Genomic DNA, 23,759 nt, shown 5'->3' with positions numbered 1-23,759 from the left:
CGGAGATGGCCATGGATTGAAGCGCATCACCACAGGGTCAATTGACGATCCAACAGGCGATCAAAGTCCTCATTCACGAACGCCAGGATGCCGTCGGCCACAGGTTTGAGCTGACGACTGAGGTAGTGCTCCACGTCGATGGGCGAGCGGAGATACTCGACTGGCTCCGGGCCTGCCGTCGTCATCACGTAACGGATCCACCCACCCTTCTGATAGCGCAGGGGCAAACCCCGTCGCTGATTCTCTTCATCCGCCAGCCGCGCGGCACGCACGTGCGGGGGGACATTGCGCTGGTAATCGTCCAGACGACGTCTGAGTCGCTTGCGATAGACCAGCGGCTCGATCTCAAGCATCTGTGTCGGTCTCGATACCCGGGCCTGTGAGTGTTCCGCCTCTTCGACGGCATTCTTGTCAGCCCCGTAGGAGCGGCGTGGCAGATAGGCACTGACGTAATCCTTGAGGTATTCAATGTAGGGCTCGTTGGCGAAGATGCGTCGATACAGCTCATGCTGAAAGCGCTTGGCCAACGGAGTCCAGTCGGAGCGCACCGACTCCAGTCCCTTGAACACCAGCTCCGTTTTTGTGTCACTGATTTGCCTCAACCCGGCATAGCGTTTCTTGCTGCCCTCTTCCGCACCTCGAATGGTCGGCATGAGAAAGCGCTGGTAATGAGTCTCGAACTGCAGCTCCAGTACACTGTCGAGCGCCAGTGTCTCGGCCAGATGCGCTCGCCACCACTCGGTGACATGTCCCGCCAACTCTCGTCCGATGGCACAGGCACTATCCTCATCATGAGCCTTGCCCAGCCACACGAAGGTGGAATCGGTATCTCCGTAGATGACGGTATAGCCACGTGCTTCGATCAGCTCGACCGTCTGTTGAATGATCTGATGGCCCCGCCGAGTGATGGAAGACGCCAGACGGGGATCGAAGAAGCGACAGCCACGCGAGCCCAATACACCGTAGAAGGCGTTCATGATGATCTTGAGTGCTTGTGTCAGCGGGGCATCACCTGACGTGCGCGCGGCATCGCGAGCCTTCCAGACCTCCGAGACAATACCCGGCAAACAATGTGTGTCGCGGGAAAAGCGACCCTCGAGAAAACCCGGCACCGCATCATCAGGTGCGCGCAGTCCTTCGATCAACCCGAGGGGGTCAATCAGAAAGGTGCGGATGATGGAGGGATACAGACTCTTGAAGTCGAGCACCAATACCGAGTCATAAAGGCCAGGCCGTGAGTCCATCACGAAACCGCCGGGGCTGTCCTCACCGACGATATCGCCAAGGTTGGGGGCTACCTTACCCTGTCGATGCAAGCGAGGGAGGTAGAGGTGGGTGAAAGCCGCAACCGAGCCACCACTGCGATCGGCAGGCAAGCCGGTAACGCGGGCGCGGGCGAGCAGAAACTCCATCAGTCCGGCCTGTTTGAAAATACGCGTTACCAACTCACAATCCTTGAGGTTGTAACGTGCCAGTGACGTCTTGTCCTCGGCGAACATGCGCAGAATTTCATCAAGCCGGCCGTAGGGATCATCAATCGCCTTGCCTTCCCCGAGCAGTTCACGCGAGACATTCTCAAGACTGAAGGATGCAAAGTGCCAGGTGGCAGACTTGAGCGCTTCGATGCCATCCACCACCCAACGGCCGGCGATCTCGGCAAAATGATGGTCTGGCTGCTGTGAATGGGCACGCCACTGCATCACACTGCCGTCACGCCCCAGTGTCAGCGGCAAGTGCTCCTGCTGGGAGAGTCGCACCAGCATGCGTAGGTCGAACTGGATCAGATTCCAGCCAATGATGACATCGGGATCATGCTGTGCGATCCAGCGGTTCAAGCACTCCAGCAGCTCGCGGCGTGTTGCAAGGTACTCGAGAGAAAAATCGATATCGTCTGCGGGCTCACCAGTGTCGGGCCCCAGCATATAAACCTGGCGCTGTCCGCAGCCCTCCAGAGCGATGGAATAGAGGTTGCCATGGGCGTCAGTCTCGATATCCAGTGACGCCCAGCGCAAAGGTGGCCGGAAATCGTTCAAGGGTTTGAGTCGAGCACCGAGGATGACACCCTTGTCGAGATGGCTGCCCTGCACACTCACGCCAGCCGTGATGAAGCGCTCCATCAGGAAGCGATCCGGGGGACGAACGTCGGCTTCGTAGACATCGACACCCCGGGCTTTCAGCTGACGTACCAGTTTTCCCAGTACGCGATACTGCCGGCAATAGAGCCCGACAACGGGACGATGCTGAAAATCTTCCAGTGTCAGTGAGCGTAGCGCCACCTCCCGCTCCGTCAGCAATGCCTCAGCGATGACACCGCGCGCCTTTTCCTCCTGTGCTGCCGGGAGAAAGGCCACTACCTCTTGAGGGTCACACTGCACATGAATCGCCGCCTCGTGAGTGCGTATCCAGAAGCTGACCACCACTCCGCTGGTGGTATCCTGCCAATGGCGCGTCAGCAGGAAGCCATGATGCGTCATTGGCCTCACATCACAAGGCGTGGCATCACGGCTCGGCGGAGCAATCTCGCTACCCGTCTTGCAGACGTCAGGCACAGTGACACCTCGATAATTCGTTGAATAGGCGTACGCTGAAGGACGTAGTTACCAACACTTGTCTCAATCTCATACGATAAGATGAAGCGCGAGGGGCAGGACTTCTCCCTCTTGGCACATGGGAAGTGATGATAAACGCCATATGGCATGACACAAGGAGTGACACCATGCCCAGCTTTGACATGATACAGAAACTGCTTGGCCAGATGCTGGGCCAGATCGACAACATCATTCTGATGGCTGATGCGCAGCGCAATATCACCTACATGAATGCCAGCGCAGAGGATACCTTTGGCTATTCCCTGGAAGAGGTCATCGGGCAGCCCACCCAACGCCTCTACCTGAATGCTGATGAATTCAAGCGCCAGGGTTCGCTTCGCTTCAATGAAAAGGGGGCACTGAATAGCGAAGGCACGGTGATTCGTTATCTGTGCAAGAACGGTGCGAGCTTTTATGGTGAGACCGTCGGCGGCCCCATCAAGGACCCCGACAGTGACAGCGTATTCATGTTCGGGCTCATTCGTGATGTTTCTCGGCGCGTCACTACAGAGCAGACACTTCACAGCCTGCATGCCATCACATCCTCTCGAGATCTGGATTTTGATGACCGCATCGATGCGCTGTTGCATCTGGGATGTGCGCACTTCGGATTGCCGATCGGCATTTTCAGCCGAATTGATGGGGATCAATATGTTGTTCAACGCGCCTGCCATCCCGAAGACTTGTTGACACCCGGCTTGAGCTTTTCGCTCAGTGAGACCTATTGTGATCACGTCTACAAGGCTGACAGCGTTCAAGCGTTCCACAATGTGGGCAAGAGCGACATCCGCCATCATCCCTGCTATGCCAGTTTCAACCTCGAGGCCTATATCGGAGCCCCGGTTATCGTCGATGGTGAGCGCTATGGCACCTTCAACTTCTCAAGTGCCGATACCGTGGCGCCATTCACGCAGCAGGATGTCGAATTGGTGCGGTTGATCGCCCTGTGGGCAGGCCATGAAGTGGCGAGATTCAATGACATAAAGGCGTTGGAAGAGGCACACAAGGCACTCGAGAAGGTCGCGATCACCGACCCTCTGACGGGACTCGCCAACCGGCGTCATGCTCAGAAAGTACTGGATGAATGTCTGGCCACTCTCGCTCAGAGCACAGGAACCGTCTGTGTGGCATTGCTGGATTTTGATCATTTCAAACAGATCAATGACCAACATGGCCACGATGCAGGTGATCTGGCTCTCCAGCATCTGGCAACCTTGAGTCACGACTTCCTGTTGCCTACTGACACCTTGGCTCGCTGGGGCGGCGAGGAATTCCTGGCCATCCTGCCTGACGCTCTGACAAGTGATGCCGCGACCCGCATCAATCTATCGCGCCAAGCCGTGAAAGACAGTCAGATCGTACACAACGGCCGCATACTCCCCATCTCGCTGAGCATCGGCCTGACGGTGGCAACTCCAGAAGATGTATCGTCGCGTGATGCATTGATTGCCCGATCAGACGAAGCCATGTATGCCGCCAAGGAAGCTGGGCGCAACTGCCTCAAGATGCTGTGACTCCTTGCGGTCACAAGCAGACTCGCACCTTGCCGATTAACCGGCTAAGGTGCGATCTGTCTTTTGGCTGATAAGCGATGCGTGATGTACCGACCCCCTCCCCCCGGCCCTGCTCAAGCCAATGTCTCACTGCATACGGGAATCCTGTTGATTCCCGGCTTTGCCATGGTTGCCTTGTTCTCGATGATAGAGCCGCTGAGAATCGCGAACCGGTTGAGCGGAAAGCGTCTATATCAATGGACGCTGGCCAGTCAGGAAGGCGCTGCCGTGAAAGCCTCCAATGGCATGACATTGCCTGTCGACACGTCATTGAAAGACCTGCATGGCATGGACAGCCTTGTTGTCTGCTCAAGCTTTGCCCCCGAAGCACGGCTTGAAGACGCCACACTGGAATGGCTGAACGTCCTGTCACGCACTGACTGCCAGATAGGCGGCATTGATACGGGCTGCTTCATATTAGCTCGCGCAGGCCTGCTCAGCGGCAAGACCGTCACCCTGCACTGGGAAAGCCTGCCCGAATTCAGTGGTCGCTTCGATGATGTGGATGCCGTGGAATCCCTCTACGAGATCAATGAGGATGGCTTCTATTGCGCCGGGGGCAGCGCGCCGCTCGACATGAGTCTGGAGCTGATTCGGCGTCAACACGGCCAGGCCATGTATCGCGCCGTGCGGGAACAGTTGATTCTCGATCAGGGCCGTCTGCCCGCCAGTCGCCAGCGTGGCTTCAGCCAGCAATCCGCCGATCTTGCAGACCCCCTGCTGAGGCGGGCCATCACACGCATGGAAAACGGCCTTGAGACACCGCTGCGCATCGGCGAGCTGGCAAAGGAGCTGGGCCTTTCCTGGCGCCAGCTTGAGCGACGCTTTCATCAGGGATTGGGCTGTACTCCACAGGCTTACCACGGTGAACGCCGCCTGCTCCATGCGCGAAGCCTGATCCAGGATACACGCCACGCCATCACGGACATTGCTCTGGCCTGCGGATTCACCTCGCATTCAAGCTTCACGCGTGCCTTTCGCAAACGCTTCGGCATCACGCCATCACAGGCACGTTGCCAGTCGCCACGTAGCAGGAATTGAACGTCGATTGGCAGGCAACGTTGATCATCGCGTCAAAGGGTTCCCTCATCTCTCAAGTCCGATGTGCCCATGTCCGATGTGCCCATGCCTGATGGGTTCATGCCTGATGTAATCAAGCACCAGGCAATTGACTCAAGATGTCGAATTGAGCATAGTGCACGTCGAATCAGGCACAATAATTATCCGCGAGAGCTGCCACCATGTGCATGAGATATTCATACACGACAGGAAGGAGCTCAGCATGTCACTGCCCATGACACCGGATTACGATAGCTGGCCGATCGACGAAACCCTGGAAGACGTAAGCCATGAGGCGCGCCAACTCAGCGTGACCTGGAGCGATGGCCGTGTCAGCCGTTTTCACAGCGTCTGGCTGCGTGAGAATGCTGCCGATGACTCCACGATCAACCCGGCGACTCGTGAGCGGATTCTGGATCTTTCCCTGATTCCCGCCTGGCCGGAGATCGCCGAAGCCAGCATTGATGACGAGGGGGCACTGTCGGTGCTGTTCACGCCGGAAGATCGTCGTCTGCGCTTCCATCCGGGGTTCCTGCGCGCCAATGACTATGACAATCAACAGTCGCTGCCATCGGAACTTCCCCCGGTATCTCTCTGGAATGGCGATCAACTCCAGCAGCCACCCACCATCGATGCCGCAACACTGGCCGGTGCTGAACACGGTAGCAAGGAAGAGGCTGCCATCCTGAATCCGACGCTGCATGAGCTGCTCGGCAAGGGATTGGTACGCCTGCGTAACCTGCCAGCAGAAGAAGGCGCCATCGAAAAGGTCGCCGAGCGTATCGGTTCGATCCGTTCGACCAACTTCGGGCATCTTTTCAACGTGCGCGCCATTCAGAACCCGGATTCCAACGCCTATACCTCCATCGCGCTGCCGCCGCATGTCGACTTGCCGACACGTGAATATCAGCCGGGTCTGCAGTGCCTGTACTGCATCGAGAACAGCGTGGAAGGCGGCATGGCGGTCATGATGGATGGCTTTGCCATCGCCACCGCCATGAAGGAAGAGCATCCTGAAGCTTACGCGACGCTCACCACGATACATTGGCGCTATGCAAACACCTCGCGCAATACCGACCATGTCTGGTATTCCCCGATGATCGTACTGGGTCAAGCGGGAGAGCTGCTGGAAGTGCGGATCGCCGATTTCCTGCGTGGCCCGATGATGGCACCCTTCGATCAGACCGAAACTGCCTATGAAGCACTCATGACGCTTCAGCGCATGCTGCGTGAACCGCGCTTTGCCATGCGCTTCACTTATACTCCAGGTGACATGGTCATCTTTGACAATCGCCGCCTGTTGCATGCACGTGATGCCTTTGAAGGCGAGAGTGGCAGCCGCTGGTTGCAAGGCTGCTACCTGGAACGTGACGAGGTGCGCTCACGCTATCGCATGCTCAAGCGTGATGAACGTACCCAGCGGGTCACGGAGCAGTATGACGTCCGCGCTGACAGCGAATCACTTGCGTGACAAGGCGCCATGCCTTGTATGAGGACACCTGTGCAAGGGCACTGGCGTGATGCCATGCTCGCAAGCACAGTGAACCAGTGACAACAGAACACCCCATCTCAGTCTCCCTGAGATGGGGTGTTCTGTTGTCAGGAAAAGATTCTCGGCACCATCGCTTGGGAAGTTCTTCACTGCCAGTGTATCCTTAGCCGCCTATTCAATCTCAGCTCAGCATGGTGGCAGCTCTTGCCTTGATGCCGACTGCTGAAGACCGCCAGACTCCTGCCGAGAAGACGCGCATCATGCCTGAGATATCACAGCTGTCTCTGCTGCTGGACCACCTGAATTCATGGTCACTGTATGCGTCTCCCCTGTCTCCCCCTGTCACGCTGACCTTGATCCTGTTTGCAGCGCTGACCTCTGCTCTCTCGGCTGCCGTGGGGGTTGGCGGTGGCACCCTGCTGATCATTGTCATGGCTCAGGTAATGCCTGTCGGTGCCCTGATTCCGGTCCAGGGATTAGGAGGACTAAAGCAACATTATTCACGCTATCAATGCTGAAACATGGGCACTTGAGCGTAGATATAGTAGATGTAAGACTATGTATGCAGAGTAGTTGGAGTAGGATAAAGCCAAGCATTTCGCAAACAAACATATTGCGTCAGCATAGACCATAACAATTACGATATAGATAACCTCTATATTTTATCTTAACAACCTCCTATAGCTTAACTTTGAACTGCATAGAGAAAATAGTAGGAGCATCATTAAACATAAACCTCTTGTCACCAATTATTAAAGGGGATTGAAGATATTTCAACTTGTGTATTCATAAACCCTTTAGATTTAAGGGCCAACTTTATAGAGGCTGCACACTTTTGCGCATTAGGATTGGGCCCAATAACTATTTTTTTTAGCGCATCCTTACTGTTTTCAAGAAATGATATATTCATATAAGGCACTAAGTAAGAGTCTACTACGCGGTAAGAGATCTTTCCCTTAGGATTACTTACTACTACACGCCACTCATTTTCTTCATAAAATCCGCCGTCCTTAATCAATGGAGCATACTCCTGGATCTCTTTACACAACTTCTCTATAGCAAAATCAGCTTCTTTCTTACCTAAACCGATAGTTAAATGCTCCCTATAACAAGCGTCATACTCACATTGTTTTTCCACTTCAAGAGAGTTATATTCATCCCTTGAAATTAAAGGCTTCGGGAAACTCTGATAGCAGTCATTTAATATCTTCTTTATATCTTCCTTTTGCTCATTTTCATTATATAAGCATTTAGAAAAAACAAAGCCATTAGCATTACAGTAATCACGAATTATTTTTTCATCAAAACCAAGGCATACTCCTGACCCTTTAGGGCAGTATCCTCTCCACTGACTAAGTAAATCAGCCTCCCTACTAAAACTACAAATATACTCCGTTGCACGGACCATATTACGAATACCTTGCCCGACAGCCCAGCCAAATGAAGAAAGATAGTCGTCTTCCATGTAAATATTGCGTGAAAATGACTCAAGAAGCCTTAATGCATGCTGAATTTCAATAGAATCATTAAGATAATCAGTATGACTAGCCCATATACTATTGCTATCTATAATGCCTAAAAGGCCATTTAAACTTGTGTAATGAAAAAGCATAGACACCTCTATAATATATAATTAAAAACTTAATAACAATTTGGCCACAGCTTCTGAGTGCAGCACCAAGGCTTTTCTCTAATGTACTGATTTCGTGTCATACTAAGAATTCAACGTCAACGATAGAGCCACTACCTAGGTTTATCTCTCACACAGCTTGAGGCTTCGAGACAAAGCACAATGCTTGGTTGTTATCCTCCACTGTTAGCCGCGAATTTTTAGCCGAATTAATGATTCAGGGATCGAGAACCGAGTAGTAGTAGCACGTCACGACTTAAGTGTCGGCGCTGGCACAGGCGAAAGCTCTCCATTGATAGCAAGCGGTTCAGCCTTGTCGAGCATCTCCTTCGGCGCTACTTGTCTTCAGCGCAGATCGCCGGCAAGCTGCCTACGCAAGCGTTAAGACGCCTATATCTGTCGCACGTTCAGATAAGGCTGATGTAATGCCGCCATAGTGCAGCTCAGGGGCCAAACTGATGGCTTTTCCAAATTACTCATCATAACAGCCTAAAGCTAACATCATATCCTATGCTGGGATTGTTACGCTTAAACTCCATGTTTTCTGGCGATACGAAAATGGGCTCTCCATTTTCATAGCAATCATCCATATGAGCAATATATGATCCATTCAAGGAGCCTATAAACTCGTTAGCGATACTATAAACTTTCTTTGCCCTCATGAACCCTACCAGCTCATACTTTCGATTAAAAATTTCCCCATTAACAATCCAGCCAGCAAACTTATTCTTTAGATCTAAAACGGCTTTAGCGCCATAATTATACGCAATCGAAACCGCCAGAGACAATTTATTATACTTCGCTATCGCTGGTATATCACCAAGAACAATAGCAGAACCACAGTTCTCGACCCGAAGCGCACCGATAGTTAATGTTGAGACACCTTGAGTCATTATTAATCTATCTTGACTATCTATTGTAACTGACGTATCTAAATATTTTCCCTGCATTTTTGAAATGTGAAGTACACTATCTCCTTCCCTATCCATGACTAAGCATCTGACATCATTTGAGGTTATTGATAGCTTTGTGGACTTGCTCCAAACATCCTGGTTAGTTGAGAGCGCAGTAAATTGGTTGCGATTTACGTAAGAAATTGCTTTCCCATTTTCATCATAAAAAATGGCGCATAACTTACTAGGCTCTCCGTCCTCGAAAGGAGGCTCAAACCATATGATAGGTTTTCCACATATAGTTAGTATTATCTTCGTACTCTTCGACGATGAGTTTCCGATCTTGATCTCCATTTCTTCAGTATTGACAAACAAGAGATCGTGTACAAAGCCATCATGTAGTGATCTAGGGTTATTCTTGGCTTCCCAAACGGCTCTTTTGGATATTATCTTTCTTGAAACCCTCCCATGACAAGATATGCAAAGCAGAGTCATTTTTTCAGGATTGTGCTCTTTCGCCTGACTAAATTCAGGATCAATATGCTCATAGTCAACAAGCACACATCCACAAATAACACATCCAAACCCAGCATCCCTTCTTATTTTCGCTCGAATATCAGAAGGCACATAACGCTTTAAACCATACTTATTCTCTTTATCACTCATATCCAACTCCGATATTAATTGAAAACATAATAACCTAAAATTATAACTTATATTCAAAGGGCAGCTTGACAATCTAATTGCGTAATTTCGATAAATCAGACACTGATACTTTTAAAAGAAGCAATGTCGCATCATAAAAACTATAAGCTTGATTCCATAGAAAACGAGCATGATGCTTTCCTGCTCACTTCAGCCATAAATCAACATAGTTCCATGTGCTTGCAACAGAACTGTCTTTTCTTTAAAGTGCGGCTCGCTTATTGCTTTGTGACCTGAATTCAAGCAATAAGCGCAGCACCTGCGGTATTCAGGCCTCCTGAGTATTCCCCTAGACACACCTGCGCCGGTGTCCGGTAGCCGAGTCGCTTTCGAGGACGGTCATTCAGCTTTTCGACCACCTTGCGTAGCTCTGCATTGCTGACCTGGCGGAAATCCGTTCCTTTGGGGAGGTACTGCCGTATCAGGCCATTCGTATTCTCGTTGGTCCCACAATGTCCAGAGCAGTAGGGATCGCAGAAGTACATCGCCGCCGTCACGGCCTTGGCCACCGCTTCGTGGCCAGCGAATTCCGAGTCATTGTCCAGTGTGATCGTCTGGACCGCTCCCCGACGCGGCTTCAACAAGCGGATCATGGTTGCTTGCGTCACTCGGCCGAGATCTTGGGCAGTCGTGCCGCCAGTCAATAGCCACTGCGACGCTCGACCAGCGTGACCAGGCCTGATTGCTTGTGGCCCTGTATCACGGTGTCGCCCTCCCAGTGGCCGATGAAGCGCCGGTCATCAATCTCATCTGGGCGGTGCTCGATACCGACTTGGTTGGGGATCTTACCCAACCCGGCACTCTTGGCGTGCGTGCAGTGCTTATTGCGGCGTTTGGGCTGACGGAGATGCCGCCAAAGGCCACCACCCCGTGCCTTGTCGTCCCAGATCAAGGAGTCGATCCATTGATGACTGACACTAACGCCGGCCAAGGGCGCCATGAAGCCACTGATTTGCTGCGGGCTCCACTCCTCACGTAGCCGACCGGCAACGGCGGCCATCATGCCTGGAAGGCGCTTTGTCCATTTGGTAGCAGTGCGGCGCCGATGATCACTGAATGTCTGAGGCTGCTCGGGATCATAGCCATCAGCGGTGGCGTTAAGGCGAATTTCACGGCTGATCATGCTGCTGTGGAGGTTCAGCTCCCTGCCGATCTGGCGCTGGCTCATGCCCAAGTCATAACGGGCGTGGATCTGGTATCGTTGGGTCTGAGTCAGCTGTCGGTATTCCATACTCTGCTTCACTTTGGTCGGTTAGCCGAGAAGGGTACCGGCGCTGGCCCTCCTGCCTCTACCGTGCGGTCCAAAGTGCTGCGGTTATTCTATGAATCCAGGTGAATAGTTAGTTTTTTGCTGTTATGACTAATATCCCTGAAGTCCAATTTTTACTCTCTTTTTCTTCGAGTATTAGAAGGTATAAATCGCATGCTAGTTTTTCAAGCGAGAAGTGTTATATAATTGTATGGTCATCCGTTTATACTACGCCCGGCCACAAGCTGAAGGAACAATAAATTCACTACTCGGAAATAGCCGACTACTAGAATAATTTTCTAACTTATGTGTCCAACATATCCCATTCATCACCTAGTACCCAACGTAGCGCTGATAACTTCCCATTTAGCATTCCCCACTCAAAGTCACTCCACGGGCCTGTATCTTCATACTTTCCTTCAATAAGTTCAGCTGATTTTATAGCACCCTGGAAAATATTCTCATGAATTATATTTGAGTCATAGCGCTCAGTTCCCTCAGGAACTATTTTAATTCTACCATTTTCGATGAGCCGCATATGGTTTTGATGGCGATTAAACCAGACCTTATCGACCAACTCATCCATAGAGTCCAATATTTCTCTCAATCCTCTGGTTTCTTCTGAAAAGTCATGCTCGAACTCAACTTCGGAAAGCAAGTCAGAATCAATGTGGTTAATAGCGGGGACTAGACTATTAAAATAAAAAGAATGCGAAGATGAAAATATCTCGTCAAAATCCGAATGCGGTTTACGATGATCTTTCGAGGAAAAGTCGTTATGGTTATGGGTAATAAAAATACAAGTATCATCGCCACTATTTAGACCACACATAAACTCGAAAAACTGTTCAATAATGACAGCATCTGCAACAGAGTTTTTGCTTATATGAAATGGCGCTTTTTTTTCTAGCCCACGATGAACGGCAGCGATTTTTGAACGCTCACTAACTGCAGTTACCACCGCCGACTCGATCAGCCTTTCAACTCTACGAATAGTTGAATAGCTTGCCTCGGTTAAAAGAGGTAGCCTTGCATTGATATCATTTAGAACGCTTATGGTTGCCGCTTGCTTTTCACCAGCAAACTCATTTACCACAGCCTTGACCTGCCTGAACTCTTGAGACAAGCGTTGTGTAGTTTTCTTCGCCACACTATCCTTATTTCGCTCATACTCTTCAACAACCAGGTCAGCCAAAACTAATTTTACGCTGTTCGAACTCAACAGGATCTCTAATGCGGACACAAGCGCGAGATCACTTCTTTTCGTAGAAATATCCAGTAACACACACGTATCGAGGAACATATAATTCATACAATTCTCACTCTCGGTTATCTCTTATCACTGAATCTGGCTAAATTAACGACATATTTTAGCGGCATTTAAAGAGATTCCTGCTTGTGCAGAAGCAAAATCTGTGAGTCAAACGTCTGTTGCTACGGCTTCTCTAGGTTTGTGGTTGCACAAGGATCAAGCTATTAGTTTCGACTCCATCAGCCACGAACAGCTCAGGAATATTTTCTTCCGGAATTCCTGCAAGTAGAAGTGCTACTTTTGCTTGTTCAAAGGCATCGTGAACGTTTTTTCCAAAGCCAATTGCTGAATACAGCTGAGCGGCGAATACACGAGCGGCTTCATCTCCGACGGAATCACTCATGCCAATTGCCGCTTTGACATGGTTTGTCACTTCCTCTGCCTGTGAATGAGAATAGCATGCGTTGAACACCACAAGCTCAATTCCTGAAGCCATCACCTTGAAAAATTGAACAATGGATTTAAGTGAAACTAATTTAGTACTCCCAGAGTCATCTTGGAAAACGAGTTCTCCTTGATCCGAACCATGACCACTGAAATGAACGACTGTTGGTTTGTGCTCGTTGACAGCCTGCAGCAGGTCATCCGGACGTGTGGCCCAAATTGCCTTTAGCTCGATCGCATCTCGATACTCTGACTCCCGAATTTTTCTAGTAATAGCTCGAATTTCCTCATCCAGCTTTAGCTGTGTTTGATCCTTTGGGTTCGATGCAATAAATAGAACGTTAATTTTCTTCGGCAAGTCTGCAAATTTCACAACAATTGGATTTGACGATAACTGATTGTGAATTTGCGACTGAAGTTTAAGCTCCCTTGTGACCTGCTTCGAGTGATGAATCTGTTTGTCTTGCCGTCTTTTTTCATCCTGTATGTTATACCGCTGTGCCTGTCTTGCAGCCCTATCCGCTTCACTGAGTTTTCTCATGATTTCCGAATTCTTATTAGCCACTTTGATCTGAAAATCAGCTGCCTTCTTCTCATACGCACTCAATTGCTTCTGCTTTAACTCAATCTGACGCTTTTTAGAAGACAGCATGCTCAACGACATGTTCTTATTGATCGAGCGTGACACTTGCGCAATCTCAGCTTGTCTTTTTCGTGCGCTTTCCCGTTCTCGGCTCAGCGACTTTTCGAGGTTAGCCTTCTCTTTTTCCAGCTGAGCTATGCGATTCCGCAGAGTTTCAATAGACATGATAATGACCTAACATTTGTATTATGTGGAATGCTTGACATCTCATTTCAAACCACAAATATTCAATATATATTATGCTACGTGATCGCAGCATATCTCATACTATTGGAAAATATAGAATTAAGTACATATCAATAGTATTACTATTTCTAATAGCGTACGCAGCCTCTGTGGAATGTCCTCTTTGGATCGTAAGTAGGTACTCCGTTTTTTATTGCAACCTGAAAATTTGGATTCATAGAATAGCTGCAGAACTTTTCACCACAAGCTTGAGGCGGGCCCGGCGAATGTGGTGACAAATAGAACTCATCCCTGCGCCTGACGTTCTATTATGAGACCTTCGATGCTATGTGCCTCTATCTATACAGGCGATGCCAGACGATCAGGCACGCTACCGCCACCTGATGCCCTCTAGCGGATCACCACGGGCCTAGGGCTCTCAGGCATTCCACCAGACGCTCCAAGTAGTGCCGCGCCAACAGCTCTAACACCTCCACCACCTACAGACGTAGCAAAAAAAGTCGTAACTTTTGGTTTCAATTATTAGCATTTAATACTACTTGGCAAAGTATGTGAAAGGCTACTTACGACATATTTCTTCCCGAGGAAGCGACATGGGAGGCGAACTGGTAGACGGCTACAGCAAAGTGCAGCCAAATGTCGGAGGAAGCCGCTGAAAGGGTTTGCGAATTGCACTTGGCTGTCGCGCCGGGCGCGCCTTCTGGAGACGGTTCTCATCCATGATGGCCGCCCTCCAAGCTGTGTGGTCGACATCGGCCAGGAGCAGCCCTGCTACGATTGAAGTGGACCCCGTCCTTTGGACCATCTGACAGGTCATCTAAGCTCGGATCGGATCATCATCGGCGTCAGGCCGCCTGGGGCAGTGGTTGAGAGAAGTACACTTCATCAGGTGTAGCATCGTCCAGCCCTTGGTGGGGCCGCTCCGTGTTGTACCAAGCGAAGTAACGCTTCAGATCCCTTCGCAAGTGGGCGCCACTCTCGAAAGCCTTCAGGTAAACGCACTCATACTTCACACTGCGCCAGAGTCGTTCCACGAATATGTTGTCCTGATAGCATCGCTTGCCGTCCATGCTGATCCGAACATCATGGGCATCCAGAACTTCGGTGAACGCCTGGCTGGTGAACTGACAGTCTTGATCTGTATTGAATATCTCGGGCTTTCCGTAGCACGCCAGGGCTTCCTCCAAAGCATCGATACAGAAGTCCGTATCCAGGGTGTTGGAGACTCTCCAGGCCAACACGCGACGGCTGTGCCAACCCATGATGGCCACCAGGTACATGAACCCGCGCGCCAAAGGAATATAGGTGATATCGGTCGCCCATACCTGATTGGGACGGTCGATGACTCGCCCCCCGCAGCAAGTAAGAATAGATCCGATGTCCCATGCCTGGCCGACTGGTGCATGGCTTCGGATAAATAGCCTGTAGCCCCATCCCGAGCATCAATCGCTGAACGCGCTTGCGGCTCACTGCGTGTCCCAGGCGATTGAGGTAGGCTGACATCCGTCGTGAGCCATAGACCGGTGTGCGCAGATGTTCCGCGTCGATCAGACGCATTAGCTCCACGTCATAGGCCCGTAGCGCCTTGCGCTAATAGTACATCGAGGAGCGACTGATACCGAGTAGCTGACACTGACGTCGGAGGCTGATGTCGGGCGCCTGCGGCTCGACCAGTGCCAGGCGTTGGGCCCAGCTCAACGACCGAGCCCGCGTGACAAAAAATCCTGCTCTACCGTCAGCTTGCCGATTTCACGTTAGAGCGTATCGATCTCCTCTTGGGTCTTCTGGGCGGCTTTACCGGGGCTCTTGCTCTCGAAGACGCCGATGGCGTTGTCCAGCAGTTCGCGTTACCACTGACTCACCTTGGCTGGGTGGATCTCGAAGCCGGCTGCGATCTCCGACGTGGGCTGTTCCCCCTTGAGGGCGACAGGGGCTACCTTGGCTTTGAACTCACTGCTGTACTGTCGACGTTTCCTGCTCATGATCAAGCTCTCCTGGTCGGTCTGATCAGAGCTTAGCGCCTGGTCCGAATTCTGGGGTCCACTTCAGATGCGGCTCTCGCAGATCATAATCGAGCCATCAATGAGATCGGGACCATGGTGGAAGATCGTGTAGGATGATGACATTAGTTTACAGCTAACAATCGAGTTTTCAGTCCAAAGTTGGCTCGTAGACCGGAATGCATCCAAGAAAGACATGTCTTCGCACGGAAGCTACGAGCCAATTTGTGATAAAGTGTCGCACAGTAAGCATTGTTGGCAGCTTAGATAAATTGTGTCATTCAGTTTCTAATAAACGGTTTATTTTACGCTGTAAGCGTTCATTATCGCGTTGATAAAAATCAGCTTCAGCCTCCCATATAGCCATTTTTGAAAGTGCTTTTTCATGCTCAATTTTTAACTGCTTTATTTGGTTTCTTAGCTCTTTATTAGTAATTCGCAAGGTCTTTCGCTGGGTTTGGCCAGCTGTACCACTTTCAGCCTGCTCTCTCAATAGCCTATTATGTTCTGCGACAGCTTCTTTTATACTTGCATTCCAAGGGCTGTTGAGTGCCACATTGCTTTTTAGCCCTGCTCCCTGCCATACTTCTTTATATGACCAAAGAGTGTTAGGCTTTTCTTTCCTTAATCGCTGAACCTGTTGCCACAATGCTTCTGTGTTCAGACGCTTTGTCTCTTCTCGATTTTTTAGCAATCCTTGATGGCTACCTCTAGATATTTTCTTCATTAGAGCTCTCTATTAATGTTATCTGGAATAGCAGTTTATCAATTTCTTTATTTCTTTCCTTCAAGTGCATAATCTTAAATGGCTGGTCACGAAAAAATTCAATCAGCCTATTGTTTTCTTTTCTCCTATAAAGAAGAGTTTTCTTTTTCCCAGTAGCCACCATGAAAGAATTATTGCAATCAGCGGGTCTACAGTTAGTCTTATCACCTCCACACAATGCTTTTTTTGCTCTATAGAAACAAAGACCATCGTCAGTTTGCTCAACTAATCCTTGTGACGGAAGGGATTTAAGAAATTTTCCTCGATCTTTTTTTGCCAGCCCTAAAAACTCTTTACGAATTTCTTGAATTTCAACTGCACCTCCGCCGATAATTGGGATCTGTGAGCCAATAAATTCCGTCATTAATTCTTCCGAGAGTAAGAACTTTTCAGCTTGTAATTCAAAATATAGGTTTGGGTCGCCGTACAGTTTTGTCATCTCGATATCGTAATGCTTGAGCTGATCTTGTAGAGCGCGAAGCCCCAGCCCTTGTCTCACCATAATTCTTGCGAATTTTTTTCTAAACTGATGGGACGCTAAATCCCAGACTTCGCCGTTAAATCTAATATCGTGTTTTACTGCAAAATTTTTAAGACTATGCCCTATAGCTCCCTTTCCCATTCTAGCACTCGATTTGTGACCTGAGAAAAGCCAAGGGCTACCATTGTCATAATTTCGCTTGGACACCTTTTCTAATGCTTCTAAAGCTGACTTTACAATAGGAACTGTTTGCCATTTATATTCAGTAGGCTTAGGCTCTAACTTAGTCGTTTTACTTAGTACAAAAGAAAGCTTAAACAATTGACCATTCATTTCTAAAGTTTCAGCGCACCAATTTTTGTCAGATCCAAACTGGATATTTAAAACTTCATGAAGACGCATACCCGTTAATAGGGCTATTATCGTATAGCAGGCAGCAAATAGCTGGGATTCAAGAGTGGCTCTTTTTTGTCGTTCAATTCGCCCCTCCAAATAACCATGTCTTTGATAAATCACCTCTCTAATACTAACCCACTCTTTATAACCTATCATTTTTCTTTCATATTGAATATCTATGTCATATATTTCTTGTAGACAATCGCTTATTCTTAGATCTGAAATAGCACACTGAATTAATTCCCTGGCAACCTCGTCAGGCATTTCTACAGTACGCGATTCCTTCCGACTGAATACAACTTCGGCCGCGGCGCGAGACCATCTACTTCTCCCACCGTACTCCGAAAAGATATCTATTTCTAATCCATCTTTCATTTTTGGATTTTGTTCGTAAATCCAATCAACACCCTCTAATCTAGTAGCTAACGTTCTATTATTAATAGGTTCCTGTTCCTTACCTTTTATTCTAGTAGAAGCGACTTGTTCTAAGAATTCGTCTACATCATATTGTTCGATATCGGAAAGTTTTTTTATCCCATTTCTCTTCATATAGCTGAACAACCATTTAAAACCTCTTTTAATTGTCTTTACGTAAGTTGAAAACTTCGGCCTCGTATCAACTGGATCTGTTAACATCGTGTAATAAAAGTCTTTAGCTTGCTCTAAAAACTTTTTATTACCATCATCTGTTAATAAAGTACCATCACTAAGTTCTATCCTAAAGCTTAAAGAAACTTCTGTTGTACTGCTATACGGAAACTCTACATGAAAATCCCAAATGTTGTCTTCATATCTAGAACTAACTGATACTTTTATATCATGTTTTTCTTTTAACTCTAACTGGGTTATATCAAGATATTTGATTGATTTTAAACTACTATGCACGGTAGTAATTTGGTAAGTTGTAGGCTCAATGGATTCGAGGGGGATTCTATCATTCATTATTTTGTATCCTCATAGCACTTTGGATCCCAAATAGGGATTGGAGATGACTTTGCCTCTGCCATTAAACTCTCCAATATGGTATCAGGGTACTTTGGCAAAATATATCTACTCCAAAAATGCTTCTTGTATGAAATTGCTTTATCGTATTCTTCCACCGATATCTCGTTTATAGTTAACAGGAAGTCATGAAAATAAATGTAACAAAAGTGCTTCATTATATCTACAGGTGTAATTATTAAGTTTTGGCAACCAAGGCATACATCAGTTGTGACAGAACAAAGCTCTCCTGTATTTTGTCCTTGTACTGGAGAATTTTTAGGATCTCTACAATGATTAAGCAGCCCATTATAAATACCATTATCTTCATCTTTTGCAATAACTCTTGCGTTATCTCCAGTTTTTTTATTAATTTCTTGATGATTGCCTTGGTCGAGTCCAAAAAACATAGCGTCACTATGGATAGATCTACGAACTCTAAAAACTGGATCATCCAAGCGTCTTAAGTAATCTGAGGTAGTCGATACATTAGAATGTCCAAGCAAGGTTTGTAAATAGTGTAGATCCTCTGTTCTCAAGTACTCATTCCAGGCGATAGTTGGTCTTATATTTTTAGCATAAACTTTAATTTTTTCACCACTATCTGAGTAAAGCACTGGATATTTTTCAAATAGCTTTCTCACACCTGACTCAAAATATCCAGCAGTAAAAGGTTTTGGAATTTTCTGATTATTGGCATCACTAATCCATAACTCCTTCATCCCTTCAGGTCGAATTTTGGCTGTGATTTTTATTACTCTTTCTATAATAGAAATAGCCCAAGTATCATTTTTTGCTTTTTCTTCGGAAATTGTTCGATCTTTTTTATTTGATCTATATTTAGTCCAATTTATATACTTCAGTTCTGCATTAACTGGATCTTTTTGTATGCAATCTACATTTAGCCGTTGCACAGTAGATGGATTAAGACCTGTTCTAATAATCAGCATTAAATAGTAAGGAGTTAGATCATATGACGAAATCCAACGCCAAACATTTAACTGCTCCATAGCTTTTTTTGCGCTCGTCCAATGCTCTTTCATTGCATTTCTAAATTCTGGAAATTTTTCTTTCAACTCTCGCTCTGTATAGTTATGTGCTCCCATTTTATTTTCCCAATACCATACTACGTAATCCCACTTTTTCCATGGTGATCTATATCTAGCAGGGCTTGGCTTGTCAATATATTTTGGTTTATAGTTGGGTCCAGCACCAATATACTCATAAAACTGTCTAATGTTTTTATATTTTGGATGGGGGTAGTCACGAATAATGGAGTACCAGAAAACATGCCCTTTTGGTATTTTTTCTATTTCCGAATAAGTGTTTAATTCCTGACATTTCATTGCATTCTCAAAAAACCAAACTCTGTGTTCATGCGTTGCCCATGTTACATACTTACCTGTGGCAGCATATAGTGTTGCAACACCTTCTAGTGGCGCTTCTAATCCAAGATATTTAGGATTATACTCTGTTTCTAAGCGTTTTTTAGAATCTCTCAAGCTCTGTATCACAGATTTCAGTATCTGTTTAAATTCCTTATCATCATAACCAACATCTACTTTTTGCAAACTGGTAGACTTCGGGAAAGCATTTCTTGGCGGTCGAATTTTTTTATTAATCTTAGGATGGTTTCCCATTTGATCGAAAATAGTCCTTAAACTTCGATATACACTAGCTGCTGTAGCGTATGACATCCTAGGATGCCGTTTAAGCCACTCAATGTATCGAGAAAAAGTAGCTGTTTCGAGAGACTCAGGTTTGTATATACTATGTTGTTCCAAGAATTCAAAGAAACTGTTGCATTTTTCGTAGTAAGCTACTTTTGTGGTGTTTCCGCTTTTGTGTCTAAGCTTGTAAATAGCCCAGACGAAAACTTCCATTATTTCACTATTTTTCCGCGCATACTTTTTCTTTGAAAAGTCAAATACTTTTTCCTTGTTTGTATTTTTACAAGTTGCTGTAAAGGATAAATCTCGTTGTATACGCATTTCCATAGCGTGTAGCGCTTGTATGGATGTATATTTTTCACTAGTCATCGATTTCTTCCAGGTGTGTATCTATTTTTTTATTCCAATCTGAATACGTAGATGCGTAGGACACCTTGGTGGCAGTATCTACATAAAATTCATGAGTTGTTTGCACATCTTCATGCCCCATTAGCTTTGCAAGACCCTGTAGATCTCTATTCAACAGGTAATGATAAGTTCCAAAGGTGTGGCGAAGACTATGAGGGTGGGCATTGATACTAGAATATTGGCCTGCTTTACGAAATAGCTTTTGTACCCAGTTAGGGGTAAGTATCGAGCCTTTTGTAGAGATAAATAAACTTGTTGAGATAGCATCAGGGAAAATTTTTTTTATTTTCTCGCAAATGCTCTCTCGATCAATATCGACGTATTCCCAAAGTTTAAGCAAAAGTTCGTTAGGGATAAGTATTACCCTCGCTTTACCGCCTTTCCCTACACATCTCGCAGGTGTTAACTTCAATCTTTCTTGCACTTCAGGAAGGTCAGATAGTGGGAATGTACATACTTCAGACACCCTGATTCCCGTTTGCAACATAAGAGCACCGATTAGAATATTCCGATTCTTGACTTGTGGCCTATTTCGTCCTGAGATAACACCTAGGGCACTTATGAACTTAAGCGCATCCTCCATGATTAAAAATTTTACTGGCTCTTGAATTGCACGTGAAAGGTGTCTGCGACTTTTATATATTCCTTTTGCGCTATCGGATACTAAGCGCGCATCGCTTGGTTCTAAATGAGGGCAATGCCCCTTACTATAACACCAGATTAAAAATCGATATACGCCTGTTGTACGAGCATTTACTGTGTTCCAACTAAGTCCATCTCCATTGGATTTCTTATAAAGACATAAAGCTTCGACATAATAGTCAAAGGAATCTATATCTATTTCATTAAATTCCATCCTGGTCGAAAATAGCCAAGATAGAAACTCCTTAAGATGCTCTGCTTCTGTTCGTAAACTTTTTGGAGAAAGTCTTCTCGACTTTTCTCTCATATACTGATTTGCAGCTTTTAGCAGCGTCGCTTCATCACTAAAAAATTGCGGTACAACACCTAGCCTTTTAACCTTTTCAACTTTGGCTTCGCTGAAATCTACTTCGACACACCTGACGTTAGACCCCATACAAATCCTCCTGGACGGTACTTTTATAGATATATTATACAGTTATACTTCAGGCAAGTGATTGATTTTTATATATTATTTTTTTGGTCCTCACTATATGGAATTTCCGCAAAAAGGTGGCAATGAGCCTGCGTATATCTATAAAATCTAGCGGTCCTTCTAACACGGAATGGTGCAGCTGGGGTCCAACGGTGGGCGCATGGCCATGACCTGGCGGCATATCGATTGGCGGCGCTTTCTCGCATTTCTGCCGGGGGCCGTACTGGGGGCGCTGGTCGCTTCCTGGCTACTGATTCGTCTGCCCTCGGGTGTACTGGAACTCTGCATCGCGGTGTTCGTGCTGGTGACCTGCTGGGGACCAGACTTGCCCAAACGAGCGCTATCCACCACGGGCACCGTGATCGCAGGGGCAGTCACTACCCTGCTGTCGAGCTTGATCGGCGCCAGCGGCCCCCTCGTTGCCAGCTTCATCAAGCAGGGTGGCGGTGAGCGACATGCCAAGGTAGCTACCTTCTCCGCCTGCATGGTGGCGCAACATATGACCAAGGCCTTCGTATTCGGCATGGCGGGATTCGTCTTCCGCGATTGGCTCGGCCTGATGCTATTGATGATCATCGCGGGATTGATCGGCACACGCATCGGCCTGCGCTTCCTCGACAGGGTGTCGAATCACAATTTCGAAGGTCTCTTCAAATGGTCACTGACGCTGCTGTCACTTCGCCTGGCATGGATGGGGGTCGCCTCTCTGACGGCGGGATAGTCACACGCGGGAGCCTTCTTCCAGTGGCGTGGTCATATCCCATCGACACAGCTTGCAGGATTCAGCTCCTCTGGCGACAGATGCCTTTTGACGGCACTCGTGTTTATATGAGCGCTTACTTTTAAAAGCGCTTTTACAGGTGCTCCCAAAGACCGCCATTTCCTCGACTCACGCTTGTCGACTTGCCGGCCTTGCAGCTCCCCGCTGATAAGGGGATGCCACTACTCACAGGACTTCATGATGACTCTTGCCAAGCATTGGATAACCTCATTCGTCGTCGGCGGCATGCTGTTCAGCAGCCAGGTATTCGCCCATGCCCATATTGACACGGCCACTCCTGCAGAGGGGGCGAAAGTGTCCTCGCCCAAGGTCATCAGCCTGACCTTCACCGAATCACTGGAGCTGCCGTTCAGTGGTATTCAAATGACCGATGCAAAAGGCCAGCCGGTTTCAATGGGCGATGCATCACTCAGAAACAAGGACATGACGCTGACCGCGCCAGTCACCAAATCGCTCACGCCAGGCGAATACGAGATCCAATGGCACGTCCTGTCGACTGACGGACACAAGACAGAGGGCGACTACCTCTTCACCATCACGCCGTGATCGGCCAGGTCGGGATTGAACTCATCGCCATCGACCCAGACAGTGCACTCGTTGTCAGCCGCTTCGTCTTTGATGGAGCGGCGCTGTTTCTCTGGGGGATCACGAGCTACCTGCTGATACTGCCCTCAAGGGAATTGCGCCAGCGGCTCGCGAATCGCTGGGGCTCAGTAATCAACGTGGCGATGGGGATGGTCCTGCTCGCCACAGTAAGCCAATTGCCCCTGCATACGGCCATCCTGGGAAGGGGGTGGTTAGATGCGCTCGCACCCTCTCTGCTCTGGCGTGTCGCGACCCAGACCACGATAGGTCTGGCATGGTCTTGCAAGGCCATCATCGCACTGGCAGGTCTGATCGCACTTCTCATGACACCCGGCAGACGCTTGGAAATCATCGCGATGTCCAGCATGGCGTTGCTGGCATCTTTGACGATCTCTGGACACTCCGCCATGCATGGCGGTGAGCTCAAATGGCTGCATCGCGGCAATCAATGGATGCATCTGTTGGCGGGTGGCTTCTGGCTAGGCGCCCTCTTCCCGATGATCACGACGCTGAGGCTCTTGCATCAGCCCCGCTGGCACGACACCGTCGTCGCGGCGCTGATTCGCTTTTCGCGCGTGGGTCATGTGGCCGTCGCAGTGGTCATCCTCTCGGGTGCACTCAATAGCTGGTTGATCGTCGGTGCACTGCCGCTGGACTGGTCACACGACTATCAGCGGCTGCTCAGCGTCAAGATATTGCTCGTGCTGACGATGGTCGGCATTGCGGTCTTCAATCGCTATCACCTGGTACCGAGGCTGTCACCACAAGCAAAGGCAGGTGTGATGCTGAGCCGCTTGTCATGGCTGGAAATCATGTTGGCGACACTGGCGATCGCATTGGTCGCACGCTTTGCCATGCTGAACCCGCACTGAATACGCGA

At 48.3% G+C, this 23,759-nt stretch carries 16 protein-coding genes and 2 pseudogenes; 7 read left to right on the top strand and 11 right to left on the bottom strand.

Going from position 1 to position 23,759, the window contains the following annotated elements; genetic code table 11:
- Positions 1-26 precede the first annotated feature (26 nt).
- A complete protein-coding gene (locus tag GQR90_RS07950) occupies positions 27-2,549 on the bottom strand; it encodes a DNA polymerase II (protein WP_233266485.1) in 2,523 nt (840 codons plus the stop codon).
- A 167-nt stretch (positions 2,550-2,716) separates the two neighbouring features.
- Between GQR90_RS07950 and GQR90_RS07945 the strand changes: the two genes are divergently transcribed.
- The 4 genes from GQR90_RS07945 to GQR90_RS07930 all read left to right on the top strand — a co-directional run bounded on the left by GQR90_RS07945 (position 2,717) and on the right by GQR90_RS07930 (position 7,210).
- Positions 2,717-4,102: a bifunctional diguanylate cyclase/phosphodiesterase gene (locus tag GQR90_RS07945; protein WP_158773629.1), complete on the top strand. Its 1,386-nt coding sequence runs from the start codon at positions 2,717-2,719 to the stop codon at positions 4,100-4,102.
- Between the two features lie 84 nt (positions 4,103-4,186).
- Positions 4,187-5,182, top strand: coding sequence for a GlxA family transcriptional regulator (locus GQR90_RS07940; protein WP_233266484.1), 996 nt, complete (start codon positions 4,187-4,189; stop codon positions 5,180-5,182).
- Between the two features lie 241 nt (positions 5,183-5,423).
- Positions 5,424-6,671: a TauD/TfdA family dioxygenase gene (locus GQR90_RS07935; protein WP_158773628.1), complete on the top strand. Its 1,248-nt coding sequence runs from the start codon at positions 5,424-5,426 to the stop codon at positions 6,669-6,671.
- Between the two features lie 281 nt (positions 6,672-6,952).
- Positions 6,953-7,210 carry a hypothetical protein gene (locus tag GQR90_RS07930; protein WP_158773627.1) on the top strand — a complete coding sequence of 86 codons (258 nt, stop codon included), beginning with the start codon at positions 6,953-6,955 and terminating at the stop codon, positions 7,208-7,210.
- A gap of 224 nt (positions 7,211-7,434) precedes the next feature.
- On the opposite strand, the gene GQR90_RS07925 is transcribed toward GQR90_RS07930, so the two are convergent.
- The 10 genes and pseudogenes from GQR90_RS07925 to GQR90_RS07875 form a co-directional block, all read right to left on the bottom strand.
- A complete protein-coding gene (locus GQR90_RS07925; RefSeq protein WP_158773626.1) occupies positions 7,435-8,304 on the bottom strand; it encodes a DUF2971 domain-containing protein in 870 nt (289 codons plus the stop codon).
- A gap of 497 nt (positions 8,305-8,801) precedes the next feature.
- Positions 8,802-9,881: an HNH endonuclease gene (locus tag GQR90_RS07920; RefSeq protein ID WP_158773625.1), complete on the bottom strand. Its 1,080-nt coding sequence runs from the start codon at positions 9,879-9,881 to the stop codon at positions 8,802-8,804.
- Positions 9,882-10,159: 278 nt separating this feature from the next.
- Positions 10,160-11,088, bottom strand: a pseudogene (locus GQR90_RS17620) (IS30 family transposase).
- A gap of 385 nt (positions 11,089-11,473) precedes the next feature.
- Complete coding sequence (locus GQR90_RS07905) at positions 11,474-12,481, bottom strand: PIN domain-containing protein (protein ID WP_158773622.1); 1,008 nt, start codon at positions 12,479-12,481, stop codon at positions 11,474-11,476.
- A 133-nt stretch (positions 12,482-12,614) separates the two neighbouring features.
- On the bottom strand, positions 12,615-13,673 hold the full coding sequence (locus GQR90_RS07900; protein WP_158773621.1) for a CHAT domain-containing protein: 1,059 nt from the start codon (positions 13,671-13,673) through the stop codon (positions 12,615-12,617).
- Between the two features lie 866 nt (positions 13,674-14,539).
- Positions 14,540-15,676: pseudogene (locus tag GQR90_RS07895) on the bottom strand (IS3 family transposase).
- A gap of 295 nt (positions 15,677-15,971) precedes the next feature.
- Positions 15,972-16,421, bottom strand: coding sequence for a hypothetical protein (locus tag GQR90_RS07890; protein ID WP_158773620.1), 450 nt, complete (start codon positions 16,419-16,421; stop codon positions 15,972-15,974).
- Positions 16,405-18,279 (bottom strand): tyrosine-type recombinase/integrase, encoded by a 1,875-nt coding sequence (locus GQR90_RS07885; protein WP_158773619.1) that lies wholly within the window; start codon positions 18,277-18,279, stop codon positions 16,405-16,407. The genes GQR90_RS07890 and GQR90_RS07885 overlap by 17 nt, the downstream gene beginning before the upstream one ends.
- Positions 18,279-20,357 (bottom strand): site-specific integrase, encoded by a 2,079-nt coding sequence (locus tag GQR90_RS17520; RefSeq protein WP_199269500.1) that lies wholly within the window; start codon positions 20,355-20,357, stop codon positions 18,279-18,281. The genes GQR90_RS07885 and GQR90_RS17520 overlap by 1 nt, the downstream gene beginning before the upstream one ends.
- Positions 20,350-21,474 (bottom strand): tyrosine-type recombinase/integrase, encoded by a 1,125-nt coding sequence (locus GQR90_RS07875; protein ID WP_158773618.1) that lies wholly within the window; start codon positions 21,472-21,474, stop codon positions 20,350-20,352. Before GQR90_RS07875 ends, GQR90_RS17520 begins: the two co-directional genes overlap by 8 nt.
- Positions 21,475-21,643: 169 nt before the next feature.
- Here GQR90_RS07875 and GQR90_RS07870 point away from each other — a divergent pair, with 169 nt between their 5' ends.
- From GQR90_RS07870 to copD, 3 genes are all read left to right on the top strand, one after another.
- On the top strand, positions 21,644-22,234 hold the full coding sequence (locus tag GQR90_RS07870; protein WP_158773617.1) for a sulfite exporter TauE/SafE family protein: 591 nt from the start codon (positions 21,644-21,646) through the stop codon (positions 22,232-22,234).
- 240 nt (positions 22,235-22,474) lie between these two features.
- Positions 22,475-22,840: a copper homeostasis periplasmic binding protein CopC gene (gene copC / locus GQR90_RS07865; RefSeq protein ID WP_199269499.1), complete on the top strand. Its 366-nt coding sequence runs from the start codon at positions 22,475-22,477 to the stop codon at positions 22,838-22,840.
- On the top strand, positions 22,837-23,751 hold the full coding sequence (gene copD, locus GQR90_RS07860; RefSeq protein ID WP_158773615.1) for a copper homeostasis membrane protein CopD: 915 nt from the start codon (positions 22,837-22,839) through the stop codon (positions 23,749-23,751). Before copC ends, copD begins: the two co-directional genes overlap by 4 nt.
- Positions 23,752-23,759: the final 8 nt, after the last annotated feature.

Source organism: Cobetia sp. L2A1 (assembly GCF_009796845.1).
Lineage (GTDB): Bacteria > Pseudomonadota > Gammaproteobacteria > Pseudomonadales > Halomonadaceae > Cobetia.
Note: the sequence above shows the minus strand (reverse complement) of the source record. Positions and strands in the feature narration are given on the sequence as shown.

Excerpts from the sequence above, each read along its gene's own strand:
- GQR90_RS07945 (WP_158773629.1), top strand. The coding sequence starts at position 2,717 with ATGCCCAGCTTTGACATGATACAGAAACTGCTTGGCCAGATGCTGGGC.
- GQR90_RS07940 (WP_233266484.1), top strand. The coding sequence starts at position 4,187 with ATGTACCGACCCCCTCCCCCCGGCCCTGCTCAAGCCAATGTCTCACTG.
- GQR90_RS07935 (WP_158773628.1), top strand. The coding sequence starts at position 5,424 with ATGTCACTGCCCATGACACCGGATTACGATAGCTGGCCGATCGACGAA.
- GQR90_RS07930 (WP_158773627.1), top strand. The coding sequence starts at position 6,953 with ATGCCTGAGATATCACAGCTGTCTCTGCTGCTGGACCACCTGAATTCA.
- GQR90_RS07925 (WP_158773626.1), bottom strand. The coding sequence starts at position 8,304 with ATGCTTTTTCATTACACAAGTTTAAATGGCCTTTTAGGCATTATAGAT.
- GQR90_RS07920 (WP_158773625.1), bottom strand. The coding sequence starts at position 9,881 with ATGAGTGATAAAGAGAATAAGTATGGTTTAAAGCGTTATGTGCCTTCT.
- GQR90_RS07905 (WP_158773622.1), bottom strand. The coding sequence starts at position 12,481 with ATGAATTATATGTTCCTCGATACGTGTGTGTTACTGGATATTTCTACG.
- GQR90_RS07900 (WP_158773621.1), bottom strand. The coding sequence starts at position 13,673 with ATGTCTATTGAAACTCTGCGGAATCGCATAGCTCAGCTGGAAAAAGAG.
- GQR90_RS07890 (WP_158773620.1), bottom strand. The coding sequence starts at position 16,421 with ATGAAGAAAATATCTAGAGGTAGCCATCAAGGATTGCTAAAAAATCGA.
- GQR90_RS07885 (WP_158773619.1), bottom strand. The coding sequence starts at position 18,279 with ATGAATGATAGAATCCCCCTCGAATCCATTGAGCCTACAACTTACCAA.
- GQR90_RS17520 (WP_199269500.1), bottom strand. The coding sequence starts at position 20,357 with ATGACTAGTGAAAAATATACATCCATACAAGCGCTACACGCTATGGAA.
- GQR90_RS07875 (WP_158773618.1), bottom strand. The coding sequence starts at position 21,474 with ATGGGGTCTAACGTCAGGTGTGTCGAAGTAGATTTCAGCGAAGCCAAA.
- GQR90_RS07870 (WP_158773617.1), top strand. The coding sequence starts at position 21,644 with ATGGTGCAGCTGGGGTCCAACGGTGGGCGCATGGCCATGACCTGGCGG.
- copC (WP_199269499.1), top strand. The coding sequence starts at position 22,475 with ATGACTCTTGCCAAGCATTGGATAACCTCATTCGTCGTCGGCGGCATG.